The sequence below is a fragment of the Siminovitchia sp. FSL W7-1587 genome (assembly GCF_037963795.1).
Classification (GTDB): domain Bacteria; phylum Bacillota; class Bacilli; order Bacillales; family Bacillaceae_C; genus Siminovitchia; species Siminovitchia thermophila.
Map to the genome: position 1 here is coordinate 461180 of NZ_CP150169.1, position 24419 is coordinate 485598.

Sequence of the window (24419 nt, forward strand, 5' to 3'; positions counted from 1 at the left end):
ATTCCTCCATACAGAAGAATCCCAAATAAGCATATCATATTTACCATGTTTAAAAACCCGTTTAGACATATTTTTTCTTTTTCGCCACTTTTTCCCGTTCATTTTTATTCAAAATCTTTTTCCTCAATCGGATTGACTCGGGAGTGACTTCACACAACTCATCGTCATTCAAGTATTCAAGCGACTCTTCCAACGACATGATCCTCGGCCTTTTAATAGTCGACGTTTGATCTTTCGTAGCCGAACGAACGTTTGTTGCATGCTTTGTTTTCGTAATATTGACAGCAAGGTCATTTTCCCGGGTATGCTCTCCGATGATCATTCCCTCGTATATTTCGGTTCCGGGTTCGACGAAAATAGTACCGCGGTCTTCGACATGCATGATGCCATAAGTTGTTGCTTTTCCACTTTCCATGGAAACGAGCACTCCTTGATGTCGCCCGCCTATCTGTCCCTGTGCCATTGGCTGATAACTATCAAAGGTGTGGTTCAAGATGCCGTACCCTCTTGTAATCGACATAAATTCAGTCGTATAGCCGATCAGCCCTCGCGCCGGAACCTGGAAGATCAACCTGACCTGTCCTTTTCCGTTATTGATCATGTCCAGCATTGTCCCTTTTCGGGAGCCGAGAGATTCAATGATGCTGCCCGTATGTTCCTCAGGGGCATCGATTTGTACGTGCTCAATCGGCTCACAAAGGGTCCCATCAATTTCTTTCACGATGACTTTCGGCTTGGAAACCTGCAGTTCAAAACCTTCACGCCGCATATTTTCAATTAAAATAGACAAATGGAGCTCACCACGTCCGGAGACGATCCAAGTATCGGGAGAATCGCCAAGTTCTACACGCAAACTGACATCGGTCTCCAACTGTGTCATAAGCCTTTCTTCAATTTTTCTGGCAGTGACAAATTTGCCTTCCCTGCCGGCGAACGGACTATTATTGACAAGAAATGTCATTTGCAAAGTAGGCTCGTCAATTGTGAGGATCGGCAGAGGCTCTTGATGGTCTACCGGGCAAAGCGTTTCACCCACATTTATATCTTCCATCCCAGAAACGGCAACGATATCGCCAGAAAATGCTTCGTCGATCTCTACTCTTTTTAAACCAAAGAATCCGAACAGCTTGGTCACCCGAAATTGTTTTACTGTGCCATCTTGTTTTAAAAGGGCGACCTGTTGCCCGACTTTAATTGTTCCGCGAAAGATACGGCCGATGCCGGTTCTGCCAACATACTTGTCATAATCCAGCAAAGAGACTTGGAGTTGGAGCGGCTCTTCCCGATTTTCCACGGGAGCCGGAATATGATCCAATATCGTTTCGTAAAGGACTTCCATCGTTTCTTCCTGACGGTCCGGTTCTGTACTTGCTGTTCCGTTTATGCCGGAAGCAAAAACAACTGGAAATTCAAGCTGGTCATCGTTCGCATCCAGTTCGATAAACAATTCCAACACCTCGTCCACCACTTCTTCCGGGCGGGCAAAATCACGGTCGACTTTATTGACAACAACGATCGGTGTCAAGTTTTGTTCAAGCGCTTTTTTCAAAACAAACCGCGTTTGGGGCATGCAACCCTCGTAAGCATCCACAACAAGCAAAACGCCGTCAACCATTCGCAAAATCCGCTCTACTTCACCGCCAAAATCGGCATGTCCAGGGGTATCCATGATATTGATTTTTGTACCTTTATATTGAATGGCTGTATTTTTAGCCAAAATTGTGATTCCCCGTTCACGTTCCAATTCATTGGAATCCATTACACGATCTTCAACGTGCTCATTCGTACGGAAAATCCCTGATTGTCTTAAAAGCTGATCCACCAATGTCGTTTTCCCATGATCAACATGGGCAATGATCGCTATATTTCTTATATCATCTCTTTTATTCAAAGTTGTTCCTCCTGCCTAAGTCGTGCATATTGAACATTGAACCTGACAATTATATCATAAATGGTGGTTAAATGGTTAATTTTTTTGTACAATATCAATAAGGAGGCGAACGTTTGTGACTGGCATAAAGTGGAACTTTTTATGTCTCGCCATTTTGGCGGCATTTTCCATTGTGGGAATGGGCATTTCGCTCGGAGTACAAAGCATGTTGGGAATGCTCATTTGCTTGATTATTTTAGTATCCGTCATGGGTTACGGTTTTAAAATGAAAAAAAAGCTTCGGGAAGCCGGAAGGCTATAAGATAACCCGGTGTATTCTCATGCTTAGTATCCACAACACGGCGTCCATTCAATGAATGGCGCCGTTTGTTATTGAATGCCCTTTTTTAAATACTCTTCTATTATTTTTTCATGGAGACGCGGTTTTGCGGCGACAACCGGGGTTTTTTCAAGCAGATTCAAAGGTTCCCCTTTTAAATTGGTTATTTTCCCTCCCACTTCTTCCAGAATGATTTTTCCGCCTGCGAAATCCCATGGAGAAAGCCGCATCGTTATGTAGGCATCAAGCCTTCCTGTCGATACGTAAGCAAATTCCATGGCAGCTGAACCGTATGAACGAGTTCCGCGCACATCATTTGCCAAGGGTATAAGTGTTTTGGCCGGATCCAACAGCCTGTTGGATGTCAGCCACGTCAGGTTAATACCAATAACAGCCTTGTCAACAGTTGTTTCTTTCAACATGGGGAGCTGTTCATCATTCCAATAAGCTCCCTCACCCGCAACAGCAACATATATTTCGTTTAATACGACATCATATATGTACCCAAGACGCGATTCACCGTTTTCAAATATTCCGATGGAGATCATAAAATTCCGTTTTTGATGGATAAAATTCGTCGTTCCATCAATGGGGTCGACGATCCATACGACTCCGGAAAGATCTTTTAGGTCATCACCAAAACCTTCTTCCCCCATAATTCGATGTCCGGGAAATGTTTGTCTAATCTGTTTGGCAAAAAATCGTTCTGTCTCCTGATCGATATTCGTAACAAGGTCGTTTGCGTTCGTTTTTTCCTTTATTTGAAGAGCCGTTTGAAATGATAAAATAATTTTATCGCCGGCTTCCTTCAACCAGGCCCGAGCACATTGATCAATTTCCGTCCAGTTTGTCATTGTTTACCTCCAAAAAAGTCTTTCATAGTTGCCTTGCTACAAGCTTAGATAATTAAGGGAACGTTTTCAAGTGCCACCACACAAAAAAACGAACCCCTATTATGAAACATGGCCCTTAATAGTGAGTCCGCTTTTTCATATGTTTATATTCATTGATGTCTAATTTCATTTGTCAAACTCTCACAATGCTTCCATTTTCATTAACTCGGCACGAATTTTTTCCAACTTTCGCTTTGCTTTTATTTTCAACTCTTCATTTTCCTCTTGCATGGCATCAAATAACACAGCCAATTCATAGTTCAACTCAAGGTGAAGGACAGCAAGTTTTTGTTTATCCATCGACTTTTTGCGATAAGCATTCATTACTTGCTTCATGAAAAAACACCCCTTCCAAAATTAATCTCCATCCTGACCTTAATTCACAATTTACTTATGATATCTTATGTTGTCTGCATTATGCCGGTAACAAAATTGTGCACTTACCTATGAAAATGTTATATGAGTCCTTCTGCTTACTAGTTTAGTACCCTTTTTAGCAAAAAAATAAACGCATTGGATCAATGCGTTCATAAGGGATCATGTATGTTTTATGATGATGGTTTTGTTATCTTCAGCCTGCTTCGCTTTTTGAAAAACTTGGTAAGCGGAGTATCCGCTTACCTCTTCAAATTCCTTCGTCACCTTTTTTTCTTCTGCTTTTCCGGGAACAATTTGTTTGAAGCGGCGATATTGAGCCATAAATTCATCCCGGGGAATGCCTGTTTCATAGGCCTTTTCTACAGCTTGAAAAAAATGAATGACGGCAATGATTTCTTCCGTCGTCCAATGGTGTGAACAGGGATATTGATATTCCATTTATTTTACACCCCACTTCTTTCGAATTCCTGCTGCCTCCGAAATCAGCGATTGGATCAACTCTTCAACACTGACCACTTTATGTATTAATCCAATTGCCTGGCCGGCCCAACCATATCCTTGATCTACAAGACCTTCATGTATATATTTTTTGTTTGCTTCCCCGCTGATATACTCTTTCATTTCTTCGTAGCCGCCGCCCGCTTGCTCGATGTCCAGAATTTTTTTCGCCCAATCATTTACAATGACCCTGCCTGGGGCATTTAAAGTCTGTTTGATGACAACAGTATCGGTTTCCTCTCCCTTGATAATCGCCTGCTTGTATTCCTCGGAAGCATGTACACATTCTTTTGTCGCAATAAATCGTGTTCCCATCTCAATTCCTTCCGCGCCGAGTGCAAGGGCAGCCATCAATCCTCTGCCATCAGCGATTCCCCCCGAAGCAATGACAGGTATTTGCACACTGTCCACAACGCGCGGAATAAGAACAAAAGTCCCGATATCATCTTTGCCGATATGCCCCCCGCCTTCCTGACCAACAACCATTACAGCGTCCGCTCCAAGCTCTTCCGCTTTCTGCGCCTGTCTTTTAGCTGCAACAAGCACGAGCTTTTTGACATCGACACCTTCCAGCATCTTGAAAAATGGGGCAGGGTTTCCGCCAGTCACGGAAACAACACTGACACTTTCCTCTATGGCGGCTTCAACCATATGTTCAAAAGGTCGTCCGTGCTGGCCGATTGCAAAATTAACGCCAAAAGGCTTATCGGTCAATTCTTTCGTTTTTTTAATTTCTTCCTTCAACATTTCCGGGTTTTCCAGCGACATTGCCGTTATCTGTCCAAGTCCACCTGCGTTTGAAACGGCTGCAGCCAGTTCCGAATAGGCCAGATAAGCAAGGCCTCCCTGAATGATCGGATATTGAATATGTAATAAGTCAGTCACTCGCGTTTTCAACTGTTCCACTGCCATCTTCTCCTTTTTTTCCTTTTCTGTATTCATTCTCCATGCTTTTCGAAAAAACCTTTCTCCAACAAAAAAAAGGAAGCATACCCGGGGCTGCTTCCTTAAATGGCAGTGGCGACTGTTGTTTCCTCTTTTTTTCCGCAGTCACAGCAACAGGAATAAAGTGTCGTGACCTTCTCATCTTCAAAATAATCAATCGTTTCATTGCATGCTTGGCAGACAATGATACCCATTTATTTCATTCCTTTCGTAAGAAAATGAAATCTTTTATTTTATATTAGGGTATCATATATCTGAAATCAAGCACAAATTGTATGTCACATATGACAAATTGGTTATCCTGTTGTCATTCAATTGCAATGAGATTCGGATCTGCCATGTCGTAGCCTTTTTCCCGCAACCCCTGAACCATTTTTTCCAAACCGTCTCTTGTCCACTCTCTGTCATGCATCAGCAAATTGGCGCCGTTTTGAAGATAGGGTGTATTGACCATAATGTCAGATATGGCATCCCCTGTTTTGTATTGGGACTCCCAGTCATAACCGTACGTCCAATTCATCAGCACCATGCCTTCCTGGGCTGCAATCTCCTTGCTCTTATCCGTATTCTTTCCAAACGGGGCCCGGAAAAATTTCGGTCGCTCCCCCGTTACCTTTTCCACGATATCGTTGACGGAAACAATTTCCTCCAATTGTTTTTCTTCCGGCAAAGTTGTCAAATCACTGTGGGAATAGGTATGGTTCCCGATGACAAACCCAAGGTCATATATTTCCTTTAACATTTTTTCTTTTTCGGGTGTGTTGATAAAGTGCCCGTTGACAAAAAAGATGGCAGGGGCCTCAAGTTTTTTCAATATATGAGCCATATCCAGCGCATATTTGTCGGGAGCGTCATCAATGGTCAGCAAGACCACTTGCGGATTTGCATCGGCAATCGGTTCAAGTGCATACATTTCATTCATTTTGTACTCGGGTTTTGCTTGTGCTTTCTCGATCTCATTCTCTTCTTTATTTTCTGCTTGCTCTTCTTTCGAATCTACCTCTTTGTCATCATTCCTGCTTTTCTTTTCGGTTCCTTCGTCTTGCGGGGTTGAACCCTTGCCCCCGGCCTTTTCAGTTTCCGTTCCTGCTTCGCTGGAGCAGCCCAGCAAAAACATTGCACATAACATGATGTAAAACCATTTCATAAAACCATTTCACCTTCTATAAATCTACTATTTTCATTCGAATATATTTCATTATACCCATTTTTGGCCTAGGAATGACATAAGCGAAAAGTCATGTTGGAAAAATAAACTGCAAGAACAAATGCATGGCTGAATAAGCAGAAAGACTCATAACCGTTATGATAAAAGTGATTTTATTGGATTTGAGAATGATCCTTGCCAGCATAAAAGCGAGATAAAAAAACACTCCAAACAAAATAACTTTGAAAAAAAGGCGGTCCCCTCCCGAAAGCCATTCCACCAACGTAAACCCGCTCCAAATCATTAGTTGTAAAATAAGAGCAATATATTTATTCATCCAAAATCTCCACCGTCTCATGAAAGTGATTTGCATCTTACTGATAATATGCACGTTACGGCGGGATTTAAAACTATGAATTTAGTCTTTATTAAAAACATGTGTATCTACAAAGGAAAAACACATGGTGTTGTTCCTCATACAGGAAGAATCCATGTGTTTTTCGACTATTTTTTATTTCACAATATGAATAGGCGTTCCCAGTGCCACTTCCGCGGCTTCCATCGTAATTTCTCCCAAAGTAGGATGGGCGTGGATCGTCATCGCGATGTCCTCGGCTGTCATCCCGGCTTCAATGGCGAGTCCGATCTCAGCGATCATATCGGATGCGCTCGCTCCGGCAACTTGTCCGCCAATAACGAGTCCGTCCTCTTTGCGAGTAATTAATTTGACAAATCCGTCCGTCGCATTAAGTGCGAGTGCCCGGCCATTTGCCGCAAACGGAAATCTTCCTACTGCAATGTCAATGCCTTCTTCTTTCGCTTGCTTCTCCGTGTAGCCAACAGATGCCAGCTCCGGCTCGGAAAAGACGACAGCCGGAATGCCAAGATAATCAATCTCTGAAGAATGACCCGAAATGACTTCGGCGGCGATTTTTCCTTCGTAGGATGCTTTATGAGCAAGCTTTGGCCCATCAACGATATCGCCAATGGCAAAGATGTTCGGTATATTCGTTCTTAACTGCTTGTCTACTTCAATCAGACCTTGGTCGTTTACTTTAATGCCGACTTGCTCAAGACCAAGCTCGTCCGTATTCGGCTTTCTTCCGACTGTAACAAGGACATAATCCGCTTCAATCGTATGTTCTTCCCCTTTGGCCTCATACGTCACTTTTACACCATCGTCTGTCTCTTCGACACCTTTTGCCGACGCGTTGGTCACAACCGACACGTTTTTCTTTTTCAAGTTTCTTTTGACAAGAGCGGTCATTTGTTTTTCAAATCCGCCCAAAATTTCTTTCATTCCTTCAATGATCGTTACTTCAGTTCCAAAATTGGCATATGCTGTTCCCAGTTCAACCCCGATATAGCCTCCTCCGACAACAACGAGTTTTTTCGGCAGTTCGTCAAGGTTGAGGGCTCCTGTTGAATCAATCACCCGTTTCGAATATGTAAAGCCGGGGATTTCAACAGGACGAGATCCAGTCGCAATAATGGCGTTTTTGAACGTATACGTTTGTGCTGAGTTATCGTCCATGACACGGACGCTGTTTTCATCCACAAAGTAGGCTTCACCTTGGACGATGTCGACTTTGTTCCCTTTTAAAAGGCCTTCAACTCCTCCGGTCAGCTTGTTAACGACGCCGGATTTCCATTCTTGCACTTTTGAAAAATCCAACGTAACGTTTTCCGCGTTAATGCCGATATCGCTGGAATTTTTGGCCTCATCATAGCGGTGCGAAGCAGAAATGAGTGCTTTGGATGGAATACATCCCACATTTAAACAAACTCCTCCAAGGTTACCTTTTTCCACGATCGTCACTTTTTGGCCAAGCTGAGCAGCCCGAATAGCCGCAACGTAGCCGCCGGGTCCCGCCCCTATCACAATCGTATCGGTTTCAATTGGGAAATCTCCTACTACCATTCTCTACGCCTCCATTAGTAAAAGTTCCGGGTCGCTCAACAGACGTTTTATCTGATTTAATGCCTGCTGTGCGGTAACTCCATCAATAACCCGATGATCAAAGCTCAAGGATAATGCTAACACAGGAGCGGCTACAATTTCACCATTTTTGACTACCGGTTTTTCAGCAATTCTGCCAATACCCAGAATGGCTGTTTCCGGATGATTGATCACTGGCGTAAACCATTGGCCCCCGGCAGATCCGATGTTCGTAATTGTGCACGAGCCTCCGCTCATTTCATTCGGACTAAGTTTGCCGCTTCTCGCTTTTTCCGCCAGTTCATTGATTTCTTTTGAAATCGCAAAAACAGATTTGGAGTCGGCATGCTTAACAACAGGGACAAGCAACCCACGCTCAGTGTCGGCGGCAATACCGATATTGTAGTAGTGTTTCTGGATGATTTCTTCTTTTTCATCATCAACCGATGTATTAAGCGCCGGATATTCACGCAATGTGCTGACGAGCGCCTTTACAACATAAGGGAGGTACGTCAATTTTATATTTTTCTCGGCCGCAACAGCTTTAAATTTCTTCCGGTGGGCAACAAGTTCTGTAACATCCACTTCATCCAAAATGGTGACGTGCGGAGCGGTATGTTTCGAATTAACCATTGCTTTGGCAATCGCTTTGCGAATCCCGCTCATTTTTTCTCTTGTTTCAGGATATTCTCCTTCCAGAACGACAGGAGCCTTCGGTTTTTCTTCTTGCTTCGTATCCGCCTTTTGAACTTCCTGAGTGTCAGGAACTTCTGTAGCTTTTTCTGGCGCGTTCAAATACTGGTCAATATCTTCTTTTAGTATTCTGCCGTTTTTACCTGTACCTGTTACCTTTTGGATATCAACATTTTTTTCACGGGCGTATTTGCGTACAGAAGGCATTGCGATAACCCGGTTGTTCGTTTTTTCCTGCTCAGCCGCGGCACCCGTGCTTTCTGCTTCTTTTTCCTGTTTTTCTTCAGCTTTCACTTCTTCTTTTTGAATATCCTGTCCGGATTCTGCGGTTGATTGCACGTCCGCTTCGGTTTCTTCTTCACCACTGTCCCCTTTAAACTGGAGATCTTCGTATCCCGGCGCATCAAATGTAACGAGCACATCTCCGACAACAGCCGTCTCGCCTTCCTGAACGAGTATTTCCTCCACTGTACCAGTTACCGGAGATGGTATTTCCACCACGGCTTTGTCATTTTGCACTTCACATAATACGTCATCTTCTTCCACTTTCTTACCAGGTTCCACGAACCATTTCACAATTTCGCCTTCATGGATTCCTTCTCCAATATCAGGCAGCTTAAATTGGAATGACAATATTTTCACCCTCCTGTTGTAAATAGTTGTTCAGTCTTGAGGTTGTTTAAAATTCCAGTATTTTTTTAGCCGTTTCAACGATATCTTTATGGTTTGGCAGCCAAACCGGTTCAGCTTGTGAAAATGGATATACCGTATCCGGAGCTGTTACTCGCAATACAGGCGCCTCCAAGCTTAAAATGGCGCGATCGTTAATTTCCGCCACAACATTCGCTGCAATTCCCGCCTGTTTTTGAGCCTCTTGGACGACAATAGCCCGGTTCGTTTTTTCAACGGATTGAATAATGGTTTCAATATCAAGCGGGCTAACAGTTCGCAAGTCGATGACTTCCACGGAGTACCCATCTTTTTCAAGCAGTTCGGCAGCTTTTAGTGAATCGTGAACCATTGCGCCATACGTTATGATCGACAAGTCGCTTCCTTCACGCTTTATATCTGCTTTCCCAATAGGAATCGTATATTCTTCTTCCGGAACTTCTTGTCTGAAAGAGCGGTACAATTTCATATGCTCAAGGAAAATAACCGGATCATTGTCTCGAATGGCGGAAATAAGCAAACCTTTGGCGTCATAAGGCGTCGAAGGAATGACAACCTTTAGTCCGGGTTGCTGGGCTACAAGGCCTTCAAGACTGTCTGCGTGCAACTCAGGTGTATGTACGCCGCCCCCAAAAGGTGATCGGACTGTAATGGGCGCATGATACGAACCACCCGTCCGGTAGCGCCAGCGGGCCATTTGGCCATTGATTGAATCCATTACCTCATATAGGAAACCAAAGAATTGAATCTCTGGGACTGGACGGAATCCTTGCGTTGTCAAGCCAATCGCCAGCCCGCCAATAGCGGATTCCGCAAGCGGCGTATCAAATACCCGTTCTTCTCCAAATTCTTTTTGCAGTCCCTCCGTCGCGCGGAAAACGCCTCCGTTTACCCCCACGTCTTCGCCGAACACAAGGACATTTTCATCATTGCGCAATTCCGAGCGCATCGCATCTGTGATTGCCTGTATCATTGTCATTTGCGCCATGGCTTACTTCGACTCCTTCTCTTTATATATTTCAAACTGCTCTTTTAAATGGAACGGAAGTTCTTCATACATATTCGAAATCAAGTCCGTCACTTTTTGCTTTGGCGTTTGATCTGCTTTTTTAATGGCTTCTCTAATTTCGTCTTTCGCTTTTTCAATTACTTCATTTTCCTTATCTTCGTTCCACAGACCTTTTTCTTCCAAATACTTTCTAAAGCGGACAATCGGATCTTTTTTCTCCCATTCGCTGTCAGTATCGGAAGTTCTATATCGTGTCGGGTCATCTCCCGCCATTGTGTGTGGACCATATCTGTAGCAAATGGTTTCGATAAGAGAAGGTCCTCCTCCATCAACAGCCCGTTTCCGAGCTTCCCGCACCACAGCATATACCGCAAGCGGATCCATGCCATCTACCACAATACCCGGAATTCCTGCCGCCACTGCTTTTTGGGCAATAGTCGAAGCGGCTGTCTGTTTGTCCCGCGGTGTAGAAATGGCAAATTGGTTGTTTTGGACGATAAAGACCGCTGGCGCGCCGAATGCGCCGGCAAAGTTGATTCCCTCGTAAAAGTCTCCTTGGGAAGATCCGCCGTCACCCGTATATGTTGCGGCAACCGCTTTTTTACCGCGCTTTTTAAGTCCAAGGGCAACGCCCGCCGCCTGCACATATTGCGCTCCAATAATGATTTGCGGAGGAATGACGTTTACTTCTTCGGGAATTTGATTCCCAACATAGTGTCCTCTTGAAAATAAGAATGCTTTATAAAGCGGAAGACCGTGCCAGATGATTTGAGGAACATCCCTGTACCCCGGCAAAATAAAGTCTTCTTTTTCCAATGCGAAATGCGAAGCAATCGCGGATGCCTCTTGACCAGCAGTCGGTGCATAAAAGCCGAGCCGTCCCTGTCTGTTCAAAGAAATGGAACGTTGATCAAGTATGCGCGTATAAACCATTCGGCTCATAAGCTCAACCAGTTCATCATCAGATAAATCCGGCAACAATTTTTCGTTGACCACTTCACCCTTTTCATTCAACACTTGAATCATTTCAAATTGTTTTTCAATATTCTCGAGCGTTTCGACCGCATCGAATTCCGCTGTCTTCGCTTTTGAAGCCATCGAAATCACCAACCCTTTCTATTTTTAAATGCATTACTTGGTAGAGTGCCCTAAAAAAAGCATGTCAATATGAAATAAAGGTGTCTCTATAGTTTTTCCACAATCTTGAGTTGAAAAAACAACTATCGACCTCCTTTGAAACACCCTAATCTGTATCAGTTATTTTTTTATGTATTATAACACAATGTAATTTTTCCTCATTTTTTAGATTACATGAGAAAATCCCTTTCGTCAACGAATATATTTTAACATAAAGCCCTCTCCAATTTTTCAATCATTCATTCCTGTATTATTATCAATCAGAAAACTGTATTATATAAAAACTTATTTTCTTCCGCTGTTATAGTACATAATTAAAGCGCTTTCAACAGCTTTTTACAAATATCCCCGCCAAATTCACCAAAAACTGCCCGAAAAAAAAGAAACGGCTGATTCCCGTTTCTGTTGATTAAGATGCATTTTTAAGATCCGCTTCTTTATAAAAAGCAGATTTTTCTTCATTAAACTTTTTCGTATATTCGTTGAATTCTTTATTGGCCTCTATGACCTGCTCCCGGGCCTTGTTGGACGCAGCAATTTGTTGTTCCAGTTCTTCCAGTTTTAAATCTTTATTCTTCATCATTTCATACAGTTTTCGGTCTTCCTTGATGGTTGCTTTATAGGCTTTGGAAAGCTTGACATGGGCGTCATACCGTTCAGCCATAAGCTGCTCCAACTGATTTGCTTTTTCTTTTAACGGTTCATCTTCTAATGAAGGAATGGTTTCTTTTACTTTTTCAAATTCTTTTTTGGAAGCCGCGATCGCTTTCTCTTCTTTTTTAAGATATTCTTCCCGCTTTTTCAAATTGTTTAAGGCCTTGTCAGAGAGTTCCGTAACTTTGTCCATTTGTTTCATTCCGAGCTTCATCATTTCATTAAAAATCTCAGTTTCCTTTTCCTCAAGCTCGGCCATCGGTTTTTGTTGGCTTTCAAAATCTTTTTCTATGCTCACGGTTTCTTCAAGGGTTTTATATATTTTTTTTTCCGGACTTCCGCAACTTGCCAATAAAAAAGCAGAAACACATATAACGGTAGCCAATTTCCTTTTTCTCACCGGTATTCCTCCCATCGTTCACATTTCCTACTATAACGGGAGAAAAAAAGTTTTACAACCTTGAATTTTTTTATCTGGGAATGGAAGTAATCTGATTTAATTAGCTGATCTTTTTTGGTAAACTGATTATACAGTATCACATACAGGGGGATGTACATGATTTTAATGAAGGATATAGTTCGGGATGGACATCCGGTACTTAGGAAAAAAGCGGCCGACGTGCCGTTGCCGCCATCCCAGGAAGATATAGATACGATCAAAAAAATGGAGGAATTTTTAATAAACAGCCAAGATCCGGAAATAAGTGAAAGGTATGGCCTTCGGCCAGGCGTCGGATTAGCTGCTCCACAAATCAACGTGTCGAAACGAATGTTTGTTATGAGGGTTACGGATGACAAGGGAGAGAAATATCATTATGGCTTTTTCAATCCGAAAATAATGAGTCACTCAGTGGAGAAAGCCTATTTGACTTCCGGTGAGGGGTGTTTATCTGTCGACCGTGATATACCCGGTTATGTTCTTCGCCACGCACGAATCAAAGTAAAAGGATATGATGAAAACGGCAATGAAATCAAGTTGCGCTTGCGGGGTCTTCCGGCAATTGTTTTTCAGCATGAGCTTGATCATTTAAACGGCGTGATGTTTTATGATCATATCAACAAGGAAAATCCGTTCCACGTTCCGCAAGACGCCGTTCCGATTGATCGTTAACCAACCAGGCAGGAGAATGGGCTTTTCCCCTGCCTGGCTGCGTTTATTGTTTAACCGTATCAAATTCACGGGATAGAAGCCCGATTTCTTTCAATCCATTGACAATCCCATCATTTTCAACATTCGTTGTCACAAAGTCGGCATGGTCTTTCACAACTTGGTGGGCATTCCCCATCGCTACCCCGGTTCCAGCCTCTTGAAGCATTTCGATGTCATTCATTCCATCTCCAAAAGCGACGACATCTTCCATTTGGAAACCGAGTCGGCCAATCATTTGCTTGATCCCCTCCGCTTTTGATCCTCCCTTCGGTACGATATCCAGAGAAGATTCATGCCAGCGAATATAAGTAACATCATCGACCTCCGGCAAATCCCTCCCTGCATTCTCATTGGCAAAGATGAGCGCCTGGTATATTTCTTTGTTTTTGTAAAAATGAGGATCAAATTCCGGATGTGAAAGCTTCAATGAACGAAGGCTTTTTTCAATCAATTCATTATGAGGGACATTCGCTTTCATCGTTATTTCATTCATGTATACGAGCGGGTAATCACGCTCTCTTGCTGTTTCATCAATTTGTTGAAGGGCATAGCGATTGATTGGATTTTTGTAGATCGCTTCATTTTCAAAAACAACATATTGCCCGTTAAAACAAATATAGGAATGGATATTTAATTCCGCAAGCACGGGGGATATAAAAAACGGTGCCCTTCCTGTCGCAATGGCCGTATAAATGCCTTGCTTTTGCAATTGCCGGACAGCAGCCTTGGCAGATGCAGGCAATTCTTTTTGAGCATCGAGCAAAGTGTCGTCAATGTCGAAAAACACAATCTTTGTCATGATCATCCCTCTTTCTCTTATTTCCATTGTTCTCCATGAGAGTCACTCTATATTTGAGCATATAATAAAAACAAAAACGATGCATATAAAAACAACCTGTTTTATGATACTTTTACTTTTTACAAAAATCGGTTAAAATAGTGATAAGGAGTGATCCACCATGTTTAAGAAGCTGCGGAAAAAGCTTTTGAAACAGTGGAAAGACTTGCTCAGAAAGAAAACAATTGCGTAAATGATTATACCGTCATTTCCGAAACCCTCTGAATCAAAGAGGGCTTATTCTTTTTATGATAAGTGTGTGGCCGACATTTTCACCAGCCCTGCAAAAAACATGCATTCACCCGGGCTTTCTAATATAATAAAGAAAATTAACAATGACAACGGAGTTAAGGAGAGAAGAACATGATTTTTAAAGTATACTACCAGGATAGCATCCACGAAATGCCTGTCCGGGAAAAAACAAAAGTATTATTTATTGAAGCTGAAAACGAACGGAAAGTACGACATTTTTTAAAAGACCGCCAACTAAATATTGAATATATTCAATTGCTTGAAGGAAAATACCTTGAATATGAAAAGAACAGCCCGAATTTTAGTCTGGAGAATGTGTAACAGATGAAGTTTGTAAAAAATGACCAGACGGCCATTTTCGCCTTGGGCGGTTTGGGTGAAATTGGTAAAAACACATACGGGGTTCAATTTCAAGACGAAATTATCATGATTGATGCAGGAATTAAATTTCCGGAAGACGAGTTGCTCGGTATTGATTACGTCATTCCAGATTATTCCTATTTGGTGAAAAATGAAGATAAAATCAAAGGACTGTTTATCACGCACGGACATGAAGACCATATAGGCGGCATTCCGTACTTGCTGAGACAAGTGAATATACCCATATATGCCGGGAAATTGGCCATTGGGTTGATCAAAAATAAACTGGAAGAGCACGGTCTCCTGCGAAAAACAAAACTGATTGAAATTAAAGAAGACGATATCATCAAGTTTCGAAAAACATCGGTCACGTTTTTCAGAACGACCCATAGTATTCCGGATTCGTACGGAATTGTTGTTAAAACGCCTCCGGGCAATATCGTCCATACGGGTGATTTCAAGTTTGATTTCACACCGGTTGGCGAACCCGCCAATTTAACCAAAATGGCGGAAATCGGAAAAGAAGGAGTGCTTTGTCTGCTGTCCGACAGCACAAATGCCGAAGTCCCGCATTTTACAATGTCGGAGCGCAAGGTCGGCGAGAGCATTAAAGATATTTTTCGCAAAGTGGAAGGAAGGGTGATCTTTGCCACCTTTGCATCTAATATTCACCGTTTGCAGCAAGTAACAGATGCCGCAGTCGCCAACAACCGGAAAATAGCGGTATTTGGACGAAGCATGGAAGCAGCGATTGAAATTGGACAAGACCTGGGATATATCCGGGCGCCAAAAGATACATTCATCACTACCCAGCAATTGAACAGGCTCCCTGCAAATAAAGTAACCATTCTTTGTACCGGCAGCCAAGGTGAGCCGATGGCGGCACTTTCGCGTATCGCCAACGGAACGCACCGTCAAATCCAAATTCAGCCGGGGGACACAGTCGTCTTTTCTTCGTCCCCAATTCCCGGTAATACAACCAGTGTAAACCGGACGATTAACCTGCTCTACCGTGCAGGCGCTGAAGTTATTGCGGGCTCCTTGAATGATATCCACACATCCGGGCACGGAGGGCAGGAAGAGCAGAAGCTGATGCTGCGGCTTATACAGCCAAAGTTCTTTATGCCGATTCACGGAGAATTTCGCATGCAAACCATGCATGCCCAACTCGCGGTAGACTGCGGCATTCCTGAAGAAAATTGCTTTATTATGGATAATGGCGAGGTACTTGCCCTAAGTTCCAATCATGCTGAAGTAGCTGGAAAAATTCCATCTGGTTCTGTTTATATTGACGGAAGCGGCATTGGCGACATCGGGAACATCGTTCTGCGCGACAGAAGAATTCTATCTGAAGAAGGGCTCGTCATCGTTGTTGTTTCCATCGATATGAACGAATATAAGATTGCGGCTGGTCCCGATATTATATCAAGGGGATTCGTCTACATGAGAGAATCGAGCGATTTGATCAACGATGCGCAAAAGATGATCTCTAAGCATCTTCAGAAAGTCATGGAACGAAAAACAACCCAATGGTCCGAAATCAAAAATGAAATTACTGAGACACTCATGCCGTTCTTATACGAGCGGACAAAAAGAAAGCCGATGATTCTTCCCATTATTATGGAAGTATAGAAAAAATCCTCTTGAACGCTTTTCAGGCGCCCAAGAGGATTTTTTTATTCAAGTACTTTTTTTTCAAACCGGTTAATATCGGTATCAGCGCCGATAATGATTAAAATATCACCGAGTTGAAGTGGATCGTCCGCTTTTGGCGAAACGATGATTTCCTCTCCCCGTTTAATGGCGACGATATTTAAACCGAATTGCGCCCTAACATCCAATTCCACGAGGGAATGTCCAGCCAATAATTCATTTACCTTAATTTCCACAATACTGTACTCCTCAGACAGTTCCAAATAGTCAAGTACATTGTTGGAAACAATATAGTGGGCGATTCTTTTGCCCATATCCCTTTCCGGGTGAACGACATGATCCGCGCCTATTTTGCGGAGCACTTTTTCATGGTAGTCGTTTTGGGCCTTAACGGTAATATGAGTAACGCCAAGTTCTTTTAAAATTAAAGTGGTCAATATACTCGACTGGATATTATCTCCAATCGCTACAATGACGTGATCAAAGTTGCGAATGCCCAAGCTTTTTAACACTTGCTCATCCGTCGTGTCGGCTACGACAGCCTGTGTGGCGATGGAGGCAAATTCATTTACACGGTCCTCGTCTATATCGATAGCCATGACATCCATTCCTTGCTCGCTTAAGGAGTGGCAAATGCTTCCTCCAAATCGGCCCAGTCCAATGACGGCAAATTCCTTTTTCACTTTCATTCCTCCACTTTCGCTGTTATTTTATTCTACCACAATCCAGCGGAGTGTACATGATTTCCTTTGAAACGCCAGGATCATACCGTTCATTTTTTATTTTTTCGCCTTAATACGTCCCCCAGCCACCCTTTTCTGTAGAGCCACCAATAAATCAGGCCGGTGGAAGCGAGGATGATCACCCAGGCAAACAAGTATCCGAAACCCCAGTCAAGCTCCGGCATATTTTTAAAGTTCATTCCCCACAACGCTCCGAATACCGTGATTGGGGTGACTAACACCGTGAAGACTGTCAATGCTTTAATCACTTCATTGCCGCGGTAGGAATATAAGTTCATATTTATATTTAAAAGTGTTTCTATTTGGCTGTCGTAATGGTATAACAGCTTCATTGTCCGCTCAAGCCTTACTTTCGTCTGCCGGAACGCATCCATATCCTTAATATTTTCGTAAAAAGCCTCCTCCATAGCCAGCAACATCTCTTCTATCGGTATCGTAAGCTGTTTTAAAAAAAGCATTTCCGATCTGCGATCAAATATTTCTTCAAGAATATTGCCGTGATTATGGAAGCGAATCCTCTTTTCCAAGTCAATCAGCTTTTCCTCAAAATCATCGATCCCATCTAAAAAAGTGTTAAGGATCTCCCCCATGATAAATAAAAATGCTTCAAAGGCATTATCACACTTTTCCAGCCGTGCCATTAATGTTTGTCTCGTCATTTTAGAAATGGTGCCAATGTCAAAATCAATCGTTAACAACTTGTTCTCAGTCACATAATAATGGAGCAGCCTGTACGAATCCTCATCGCTCGGATCAGCGGAATAGTTTAACGACCCGATCAATGCGCAATCATGATGATCATCAAAAGATAGGACCCGCAAATAATTCGTTTCAATGTCCATCGCATTGTTGATCCAAACGTCGTATTCGGGAAATTTGTCAGTCAACTGTTTTAATTTATCTTTTTCTTGAAAACTAAACTCCTGCCATCTCCACCCGTTTGCAAAACAATGAATATCTTCTTTTTTTCCACTCATATGCATCACCTGCTAGTAAATTATAGGTTTTATTCCCTTTTTCCAGGTAAATATTCATGTATAGCGATTCATTTTGTTTGCAAGGGTACTTTGGATGAAGGGAGCAGATGTGATCGTGGAACTCATGTTAATGGCAGTTTATTTTATTTTCATCGCCATCGTCATTGAAATGGCGACCACTTTCCTATGTTTGACAGGTTTATCAAGAGAAGTTTCCCGCTATCAGGCCATCTCGATGTTAACGAATACCGGGTTTACAACTGATGAGGCCAAGCTCATCTTGGAACATCCCATAAGAAGAAAAATCAGCACTTTTCTTATTCTGTTCGGCGCTTTTTCACTTGCGGTTGTGATCTCCATTTTAAGCACATATTTGTCGGATGATTTGAAAATTCCCGAGATGGCGGCGCTCGTCGTTTTGTTTAGTGTATTTTTGCTGCTTTTAAAAACACAACGGGCAACAAATGTGTTAAAAAAGAAGTTTTCCTCTGAGATGAAGGACCATTATGATCCGGAAGAGCTTCCCATCAACGAAGTTCTTTATGTAAATGAAGATGATTACTTTACAGATATTCCCATTCAAGAAGGATCCTCCTATATTGGAAAAAAGCTTGCCGATATGTTTTCCGAAAATGAGGATGTGCATGTACTGTTCATAAAACGGGGTGAAGAAGCCATCCGCAAAAACTTGGACGAAGAGCATGTCCAGGAAGGTGACCTCTTCTTCGTTTATGGAAGCAAGAAAGAAATGATGCGGAAATTCCAGCACGAGCTTGACTACAAAGAACAACATAGACATCATGATTCATGACGGCTATCTTGATCGGTTATATGGGTCCAACCATCTTTTTGGATAACTTTTCCCTCTTTCATGAGTTTTCCCAGCACTTTTTTAAACAGACCTTTGCTGATGGAAAATCGCTTCTTAATATCCTCCGCCTCACTTTTATCTGAATACGGCATCGATCCGCCGCGACCTTGTAGGTAGCGGTATATTTGTTCGGCCTGCTCGTCGATCATTTCGTGAGCTCTCGGCAAGAGAGAAACATTGATCGTGCCGTCTTCTTTTACGGCTACAACTCGCCCCTCCACATGTTGACCAAGCCGGGGCTCTTCTTTCCTTTCCGATTGATGAATAAATCCGATGTATCTTTCTTCTGTAATAATCAAAGAACCGCTAAGGAGAACCCGATACACGGTCCCCTTGACGCTTTTATTAAAAACACTTTGGCCGGCCCTGACAGAAAGCCCTCTCATTACTTCCTCATTCGCCAATTCCCCGAACAGCCTGTTTTTCTTGTCCGTTTTCATTGAACAATACAGCTTGTCCCCTTTTTCGGGCCATAACTGCAACAGTTCCGGCAAGTCATCTTTTGATATAAGCAAATCTTTTTGAAGCCCGATATGGACAAATACGCCAAGCCCCGCTTTTACTTCCACTACTTCTGCCCATCCGTATTGTCCCTTTCTGATTTGCGGAATCGTTAAAGAGGCCGAAAGACGCCCTTCATGATCCTGATATAAAAAGACAGTTTGCTTTTCCTCCGGATGAAAATTTTCGGGAACTTCCGAATGGTGAAGCAATACATCTTCCTCACCGTTTGTCAAAAAATATCCAAACGGCGCTTCACGCACTACTGTCAATTCTTTTACCGTTCCTGGTTCAAGCATGGTGTTAGTCTCCTCTATTTTTGATACATTTTTATCGAAAAAATCAACCCAATTATAGCATGACCGATTGATCCTTCCTACTTTCATTAAAAAGCAACATGATATAAAAAGCCAATATACACCATTTTTTTGAGGAAAGTGATAACAACTATATCATAAAATCCCAGAAAAATGAGTATTAAGACCTATTTTGCAATTTCAAGGTGAAAAGCGGCTCAAAATGTGAAAGATATGGTACAATTTTGTATGAAAATGGTTACAATATCGACCGGTTGGCACTTGGCAGCGAACCTGTTAAAGACTAACCACCGCCTGCGCCTATCTGTGATGGCTCTATTTGCGGTGGTTTTTACTTATTCGGAAGATACTGTGTTGAGAGCGGTTACACCCCCTGATAAAATTGCTGAACTTTTCCGAAAAGGAGGATTTCACATGGAAAAATTAAAAAATAGATGGCTGATCGTTACATCGGCTGTGGGTATTCACATCTCGATCGGTTCCGTTTATGCATGGAGCAACTTTACAAACCCGCTCATGGAGCAATATAATTGGACTGCAAGCCAAGTCCAACTTACGTTCAGTTTGGCCATTTTATTTTTGGGCTTGTCTGCTGCTTTTCTGGGACATTTTGTGGAAAAACACGGCCCCCGAAAATCGGGCCTTTTGGCGAGCGCGTTTTTCGGAATCGGTGTCTTTTGTACCGGATTTGCCGTAAAGTTTGAATCTTTGCCCCTACTGTACATATGCTACGGTGTATTGGGGGGCATCGGCCTGGGTGTCGGCTACATTGCCCCTGTATCCACCCTTGTCAAATGGTTCCCTGACCGCAGAGGAATGGCCACCGGTATGGCGATTATGGGATTTGGCTTCGCCGCGGCAATCAGCAGTCCTATCATGGATTACCTGATTAAAAATACCGGGATCGCCAATACGTTCTTTATTCTTGGCGCGGCTTATTTTATTGTCATGACGGTTTCATCCCTATACTTGGCGAAGCCTCCGGATAATTGGACCCCGAGAGGTTATAAAGAAAAGGTGGAAGCAGGTAAAATATCCGCGGACCTGGCGCAGCTCACCGCCAATGAAGCGGTCAAAACTTCGCGTTTTTATTATTTATGGATCATGCTCTTTATTAATATTACATGCGGAATCGCCATTCTCTCCGCCGCAAGTCCGCTTGCGCAAGAGAGTATCGGCATGAGCTCGATTGAGGCGGCTGCCTTTGTAGGCGTCCTCGGGATATTCAACGGCCTTGGGAGGATCGGCTGGGCTTCGGCATCGGACTATTTGGGGCGCCCCAATACATATACAGCCTTTTTCGCCATTCAAATTGTGTTATTTGCTCTATTACCTTTTACAACGATTTCAATTTTATTCCAAATCATGCTCGCCATCATATATACTTGCTATGGAGGCGGATTTTCCTCCATTCCCGCCTATATTGGAGATATTTTTGGAACGAAGCAACTTGGAGCCATTCACGGATACATTTTAACAGCGTGGGCTGCCGCGGGAGTTGCTGGACCAATGTTTGCGGCTTGGGTAAAAGATGCAACAGGAAGCTATGGCAACAGTTTATTATTTTTTGCCGGACTGTTTGTCGTTGCTTTCGTCGTATCCCTCCTCATTCGTTTGGATATAAAAAAGCTGAAAGAACGGGCATCTGCTCATGCAAGCTAAAAACAGTTTTTAATTAACCGGGTTGAGAACTTTTGTAAACATGGTAAAATTAAGGAGAGGCAACAAAAATCAGGGGTTAACCGTTATGAAAAATTATGAAGCAGAGTTTAGCAATCTTGTACGGGCATTCCGCAAACGCCATATGGGCAAAGGCCCCAGTAAAATCAAAACGACCTTTTGTAAAAACTGGGCCATTTGCGAAATGGAAGGAAATCTTTCTCCGGTCGAAAAGTTTATTGCCAGTGCACAAGACGGTAGACAAATGGTAAGGGCTGCCCGTACCGAAATGGTAAAAGAAATGTATCGAAAGAACCACCCTGTCGAGATGGAAGAATTACTCGACGCCAAATTTCTGGATCTGTTCGTTGATATTGATATTGAAAAAGACCTGGGCATGTCCATTTTTATTTTTGACCAGGATCTTGAGAAAAAATTTCATCACTGACCATGCAGTTGGCACTTGACAGGGACCCTGTTAAAGACTAACCGCCGTGACACGCTTATCATAAAGATAAGCATGTTTGCGGTGGTTTTTTTATGAATGAAAGAAAGAAAGGATGTACTAAAATGGGAAATACTAAACATACTGGACCAATTAAATTGCCAAAAACCCCCGATCCACAGCATTGGGTGAGCCCCATTCCATTTGGCCTCGGCAAAGTAAAACCAAAACATATTCGCGATACCATGAAGGTGGTCATTGAAAACCGGGACAATCTTCCCTACGCTTATCGCATATTAACTCAGGGAGTTTGTGATGGATGTGCGCTCGGAGTATCGGGTCTGTATGATCAAACATTGGCGGGACCTCATCTTTGTACAACAAGGCTGAACGTGCTGCGGCTGAATACGATGCCCGCCATTTCGGAAAATGTGCTTCATGCGGATATTGAAGAGTTGCGAAAAATGGACAGCACCGAATTAAGAAAACTCGGACGCATCCCCTATCCCCTTTCGAGAAAACCCGGAGAAAAAAAGTTCCGGAGAATTTCGTGGGATGAGGCTTTAAACAAAATAGCCGGCAAAATCAAATCTATTGATCCCAAACAGTTGGCATTCTTCTTGACTGCACGGGGAATTACAAACGAAGTGTATTATACGGCGGCAAAATTTGCCCGTTTTATTGGGACAAACAATATTGATAATGCTTCGCGAATCTGTCACTCTCCTAGTAAAACCGCATTAAAAAGATCTTTGGGCATCGGCGCATCCAGCTGCAATTACAAAGATTGGATCGGAACCGATGTGCTCATTTTCTGGGGCTCGGTTGCGGCGAACAACCAGCCTGTCTCGACAAAGTATATGTACGCAGCCAAAAGGAAAGGAACAAAAATTATTTGTATTAATCCATATAAAGAGCCCGCCATGGACGGATATTGGGTCCCTTCCATCCCTGAATCCGCCTTATTTGGCACCAAAATTGCCGATGATGTATATCAAGTAAATATAGGCGGTGATATCGCCTTTATGAATGGCATTATAAAGCATTGGTTCGAGATGGAAGAGAAACATCCCGGCTCCGCGATCAATCATGAATTTGTTTCCCGGCACGCCAACGGTTATGAGGAACTAAAAGTTCATATTGAAGAGCAATCTTGGGAACAGCTCGAACAATCATCGGGCGTCTCAAAAGAAAGAATGCTAGAATTCGCGCAGCTTCTGGCCAACTCAAATAGCGGTGTATTCGTTTGGTCAATGGGATTAACCCAACACAGGTTTGGCACGGATAACATATCACAAGTGGCCAATTTGGCTATCTTAAGGGGATTTATCGGCAAAGAACATTGCGGCGTCATGCCGATCCGCGGCCACTCAGGTGTACAAGGTTCCGGAGAGATGGGAGCAGATCCATTCGTCCTTCCCGGAGGAGATTTTGAACCTGAAAACATAAAGAGAATGGAAAAAGTATGGGGTTTTGACATACCGAAATGGCAAGGTGACATCGTGGGTGTTTCCCTTGAAAATGCCTTGCTTCCGGAAGACCATGAGCGAAAGCTGAAAGTATTTTATACTTCGGGCGGAAACTTCCTGGAAACAATGCCTGATCCGGAATTCATGGAAAAATGTTTAAGCAATGTAGATATAAGGGTACACCAAGATATTATATTAAATACTTCAACGCTTGTAGATGCGAAAGAGGAAGTGATTGTCCTCCCTGCCCAGACACGCTATGAACAGCGCGGTGGCGGTACTTCGACTTCCACGGAGAGGATGGTATATTTCTCTCCGGAAATTCAAGGACCCAGAATCGAAGAAGCCCGGTGTGAATGGGAAATATATGTTGATCTTGCTGCTCGGATCAAACCGGATATGAAGCATCTCATGACGTTTAACGAAGCACAGGAAATCCGTGATGAAATTGCCGTGGCCAACCCAAACTATGACGGCATCCAACATTTAAAAAAGCGTGGCGATGTCTTTCAATGGGGAGGAGCTTGGCTCTGTGAAGGCGGCAATTGTCCAACAGAGGATGGGAAAGCCAATTTAATTCCGATTGAGTTGCCGGAATTGCGTAAACCGGACGGCCATTTCTATGTGACCACAAGACGGGGCAAACAATTTAACTCGATGATATACAGCGAGAAAGATCCTTTCAACGCTGCTGACAGATATGATGTGTTAATCAACGAAGAAGACGCGAAAGAACTTGGTATTGCCGATCAGGAAGCTATCGTTGTTTATAACCAATTTGGCACCTTTCAAGGAAGAGCCAAATACGCGGATACACGGCGCGGAAATATTTCCGTTTATTGGCCTGAAGGAAATGTACTGCTTCAAAAAGGCATTTATGAACAATTTGCGGGAATTCCTGAATATAATATCGGTGTCGTTGTTGAAAAAGCGGACACATTCAATGCCAAAAAAGATATTCAATACTTGGAGAAAAGGATCGATGACTTAGAGCAGGAAATTAGTTAAGCAG

At 43.0% G+C, this 24419-nt stretch carries 25 protein-coding genes; 8 read left to right on the plus strand and 17 right to left on the minus strand.

The genetic code is table 11. The features are described 5' to 3' along the window. Nucleotides 1-61 precede the first annotated feature (61 nt). A complete protein-coding gene (gene typA / locus NST31_RS02195; RefSeq protein WP_077111250.1) occupies nt 62-1891 on the minus strand; it encodes a translational GTPase TypA in 1830 nt (609 codons plus the stop codon). A gap of 115 nt (nt 1892-2006) precedes the next feature. Here typA and NST31_RS02200 point away from each other — a divergent pair, with 115 nt between their 5' ends. Then, the gene (locus NST31_RS02200) at nt 2007-2192 is read left to right on the plus strand and encodes a YlaF family protein (RefSeq protein ID WP_077111251.1); all 186 of its coding nucleotides are present in this window, start codon (nt 2007-2009) and stop codon (nt 2190-2192) included. 68 nt (nt 2193-2260) lie between these two features. On the opposite strand, the gene NST31_RS02205 is transcribed toward NST31_RS02200, so the two are convergent. From NST31_RS02205 to NST31_RS02260, 12 genes are all read right to left on the minus strand, one after another. Further along, entirely contained in the window at nt 2261-3064 is an 804-nt protein-coding gene (locus NST31_RS02205) for an inositol monophosphatase family protein (protein WP_077111252.1), read from the minus strand. 180 nt (nt 3065-3244) lie between these two features. Next, nucleotides 3245-3439 carry a hypothetical protein gene (locus NST31_RS02210; protein ID WP_077111253.1) on the minus strand — a complete coding sequence of 65 codons (195 nt, stop codon included), beginning with the start codon at nt 3437-3439 and terminating at the stop codon, nt 3245-3247. 201 nt (nt 3440-3640) lie between these two features. Next, nucleotides 3641-3919: a UPF0223 family protein gene (locus tag NST31_RS02215; RefSeq protein ID WP_077111254.1), complete on the minus strand. Its 279-nt coding sequence runs from the start codon at nt 3917-3919 to the stop codon at nt 3641-3643. Next, nucleotides 3920-4921 (minus strand): nitronate monooxygenase family protein, encoded by a 1002-nt coding sequence (locus NST31_RS02220; RefSeq protein ID WP_339163619.1) that lies wholly within the window; start codon nt 4919-4921, stop codon nt 3920-3922. A gap of 65 nt (nt 4922-4986) precedes the next feature. Next, the gene (locus NST31_RS02225; RefSeq protein WP_077111255.1) at nt 4987-5118 is read right to left on the minus strand and encodes a GapA-binding peptide SR1P; all 132 of its coding nucleotides are present in this window, start codon (nt 5116-5118) and stop codon (nt 4987-4989) included. A gap of 113 nt (nt 5119-5231) precedes the next feature. Beyond that, the gene (locus NST31_RS02230; protein WP_077111256.1) at nt 5232-6071 is read right to left on the minus strand and encodes a polysaccharide deacetylase family protein; all 840 of its coding nucleotides are present in this window, start codon (nt 6069-6071) and stop codon (nt 5232-5234) included. Nucleotides 6072-6162: 91 nt separating this feature from the next. Next, the gene (locus tag NST31_RS02235; protein ID WP_077111257.1) at nt 6163-6408 is read right to left on the minus strand and encodes a hypothetical protein; all 246 of its coding nucleotides are present in this window, start codon (nt 6406-6408) and stop codon (nt 6163-6165) included. Nucleotides 6409-6582: 174 nt separating this feature from the next. Then, nucleotides 6583-7992 carry a dihydrolipoyl dehydrogenase gene (gene lpdA, locus NST31_RS02240; protein WP_077111258.1) on the minus strand — a complete coding sequence of 470 codons (1410 nt, stop codon included), beginning with the start codon at nt 7990-7992 and terminating at the stop codon, nt 6583-6585. Nucleotides 7993-7995: 3 nt separating this feature from the next. After that, nucleotides 7996-9336, minus strand: coding sequence for a dihydrolipoamide acetyltransferase family protein (locus tag NST31_RS02245; protein ID WP_077111259.1), 1341 nt, complete (start codon nt 9334-9336; stop codon nt 7996-7998). A 46-nt stretch (nt 9337-9382) separates the two neighbouring features. Then, entirely contained in the window at nt 9383-10360 is a 978-nt protein-coding gene (locus tag NST31_RS02250; RefSeq protein WP_077111260.1) for an alpha-ketoacid dehydrogenase subunit beta, read from the minus strand. Between the two features lie 3 nt (nt 10361-10363). Beyond that, nucleotides 10364-11479: a pyruvate dehydrogenase (acetyl-transferring) E1 component subunit alpha gene (gene pdhA / locus NST31_RS02255; RefSeq protein ID WP_077111261.1), complete on the minus strand. Its 1116-nt coding sequence runs from the start codon at nt 11477-11479 to the stop codon at nt 10364-10366. Between the two features lie 448 nt (nt 11480-11927). After that, nucleotides 11928-12572 (minus strand): YkyA family protein, encoded by a 645-nt coding sequence (locus NST31_RS02260; RefSeq protein WP_083717450.1) that lies wholly within the window; start codon nt 12570-12572, stop codon nt 11928-11930. A gap of 156 nt (nt 12573-12728) precedes the next feature. Here NST31_RS02260 and def point away from each other — a divergent pair, with 156 nt between their 5' ends. After that, nucleotides 12729-13283, plus strand: coding sequence for a peptide deformylase (gene def, locus NST31_RS02265; protein ID WP_077111263.1), 555 nt, complete (start codon nt 12729-12731; stop codon nt 13281-13283). 43 nt (nt 13284-13326) lie between these two features. Here def and NST31_RS02270 read toward each other — a convergent pair whose 3' ends face one another. Then, entirely contained in the window at nt 13327-14121 is a 795-nt protein-coding gene (locus tag NST31_RS02270) for a Cof-type HAD-IIB family hydrolase (protein ID WP_077111264.1), read from the minus strand. A gap of 402 nt (nt 14122-14523) precedes the next feature. On the opposite strand from NST31_RS02270, the gene NST31_RS02275 reads away from it, so the two are divergent. Continuing rightward, nucleotides 14524-14733 (plus strand): DNA-directed RNA polymerase subunit epsilon, encoded by a 210-nt coding sequence (locus tag NST31_RS02275; RefSeq protein WP_077111265.1) that lies wholly within the window; start codon nt 14524-14526, stop codon nt 14731-14733. A 3-nt stretch (nt 14734-14736) separates the two neighbouring features. Continuing rightward, a complete protein-coding gene (gene rnjA, locus NST31_RS02280) occupies nt 14737-16404 on the plus strand; it encodes a ribonuclease J1 (protein WP_077111266.1) in 1668 nt (555 codons plus the stop codon). 44 nt (nt 16405-16448) lie between these two features. Here rnjA and NST31_RS02285 read toward each other — a convergent pair whose 3' ends face one another. After that, nucleotides 16449-17114 (minus strand): TrkA family potassium uptake protein, encoded by a 666-nt coding sequence (locus NST31_RS02285; protein ID WP_077111267.1) that lies wholly within the window; start codon nt 17112-17114, stop codon nt 16449-16451. Between the two features lie 83 nt (nt 17115-17197). Beyond that, nucleotides 17198-18145, minus strand: a complete 948-nt coding sequence (locus NST31_RS02290) for a magnesium transporter CorA family protein (RefSeq protein ID WP_077111268.1) — start codon at nt 18143-18145, stop codon at nt 17198-17200. A gap of 94 nt (nt 18146-18239) precedes the next feature. Between NST31_RS02290 and NST31_RS02295 the strand changes: the two genes are divergently transcribed. Further along, nucleotides 18240-18956: a TrkA C-terminal domain-containing protein gene (locus tag NST31_RS02295; protein WP_083717454.1), complete on the plus strand. Its 717-nt coding sequence runs from the start codon at nt 18240-18242 to the stop codon at nt 18954-18956. Here NST31_RS02295 and NST31_RS02300 read toward each other — a convergent pair. Continuing rightward, nucleotides 18944-19816 (minus strand): S1-like domain-containing RNA-binding protein, encoded by an 873-nt coding sequence (locus tag NST31_RS02300; protein WP_205180035.1) that lies wholly within the window; start codon nt 19814-19816, stop codon nt 18944-18946. The two genes, NST31_RS02295 and NST31_RS02300, sit on opposite strands and share 13 nt — an antisense overlap. A 432-nt stretch (nt 19817-20248) precedes the next feature. Between NST31_RS02300 and NST31_RS02305 the strand changes: the two genes are divergently transcribed. The 3 genes from NST31_RS02305 to NST31_RS02315 all read left to right on the plus strand — a co-directional run bounded on the left by NST31_RS02305 (nt 20249) and on the right by NST31_RS02315 (nt 24415). Continuing rightward, on the plus strand, nt 20249-21496 hold the full coding sequence (locus tag NST31_RS02305; protein ID WP_339163628.1) for an OFA family MFS transporter: 1248 nt from the start codon (nt 20249-20251) through the stop codon (nt 21494-21496). A gap of 85 nt (nt 21497-21581) precedes the next feature. Beyond that, nucleotides 21582-21941: a DUF2294 domain-containing protein gene (locus tag NST31_RS02310; protein WP_077111271.1), complete on the plus strand. Its 360-nt coding sequence runs from the start codon at nt 21582-21584 to the stop codon at nt 21939-21941. Between the two features lie 122 nt (nt 21942-22063). Beyond that, complete coding sequence (locus NST31_RS02315) at nt 22064-24415, plus strand: FdhF/YdeP family oxidoreductase (protein ID WP_339163630.1); 2352 nt, start codon at nt 22064-22066, stop codon at nt 24413-24415. Nucleotides 24416-24419 lie beyond the last annotated feature (4 nt).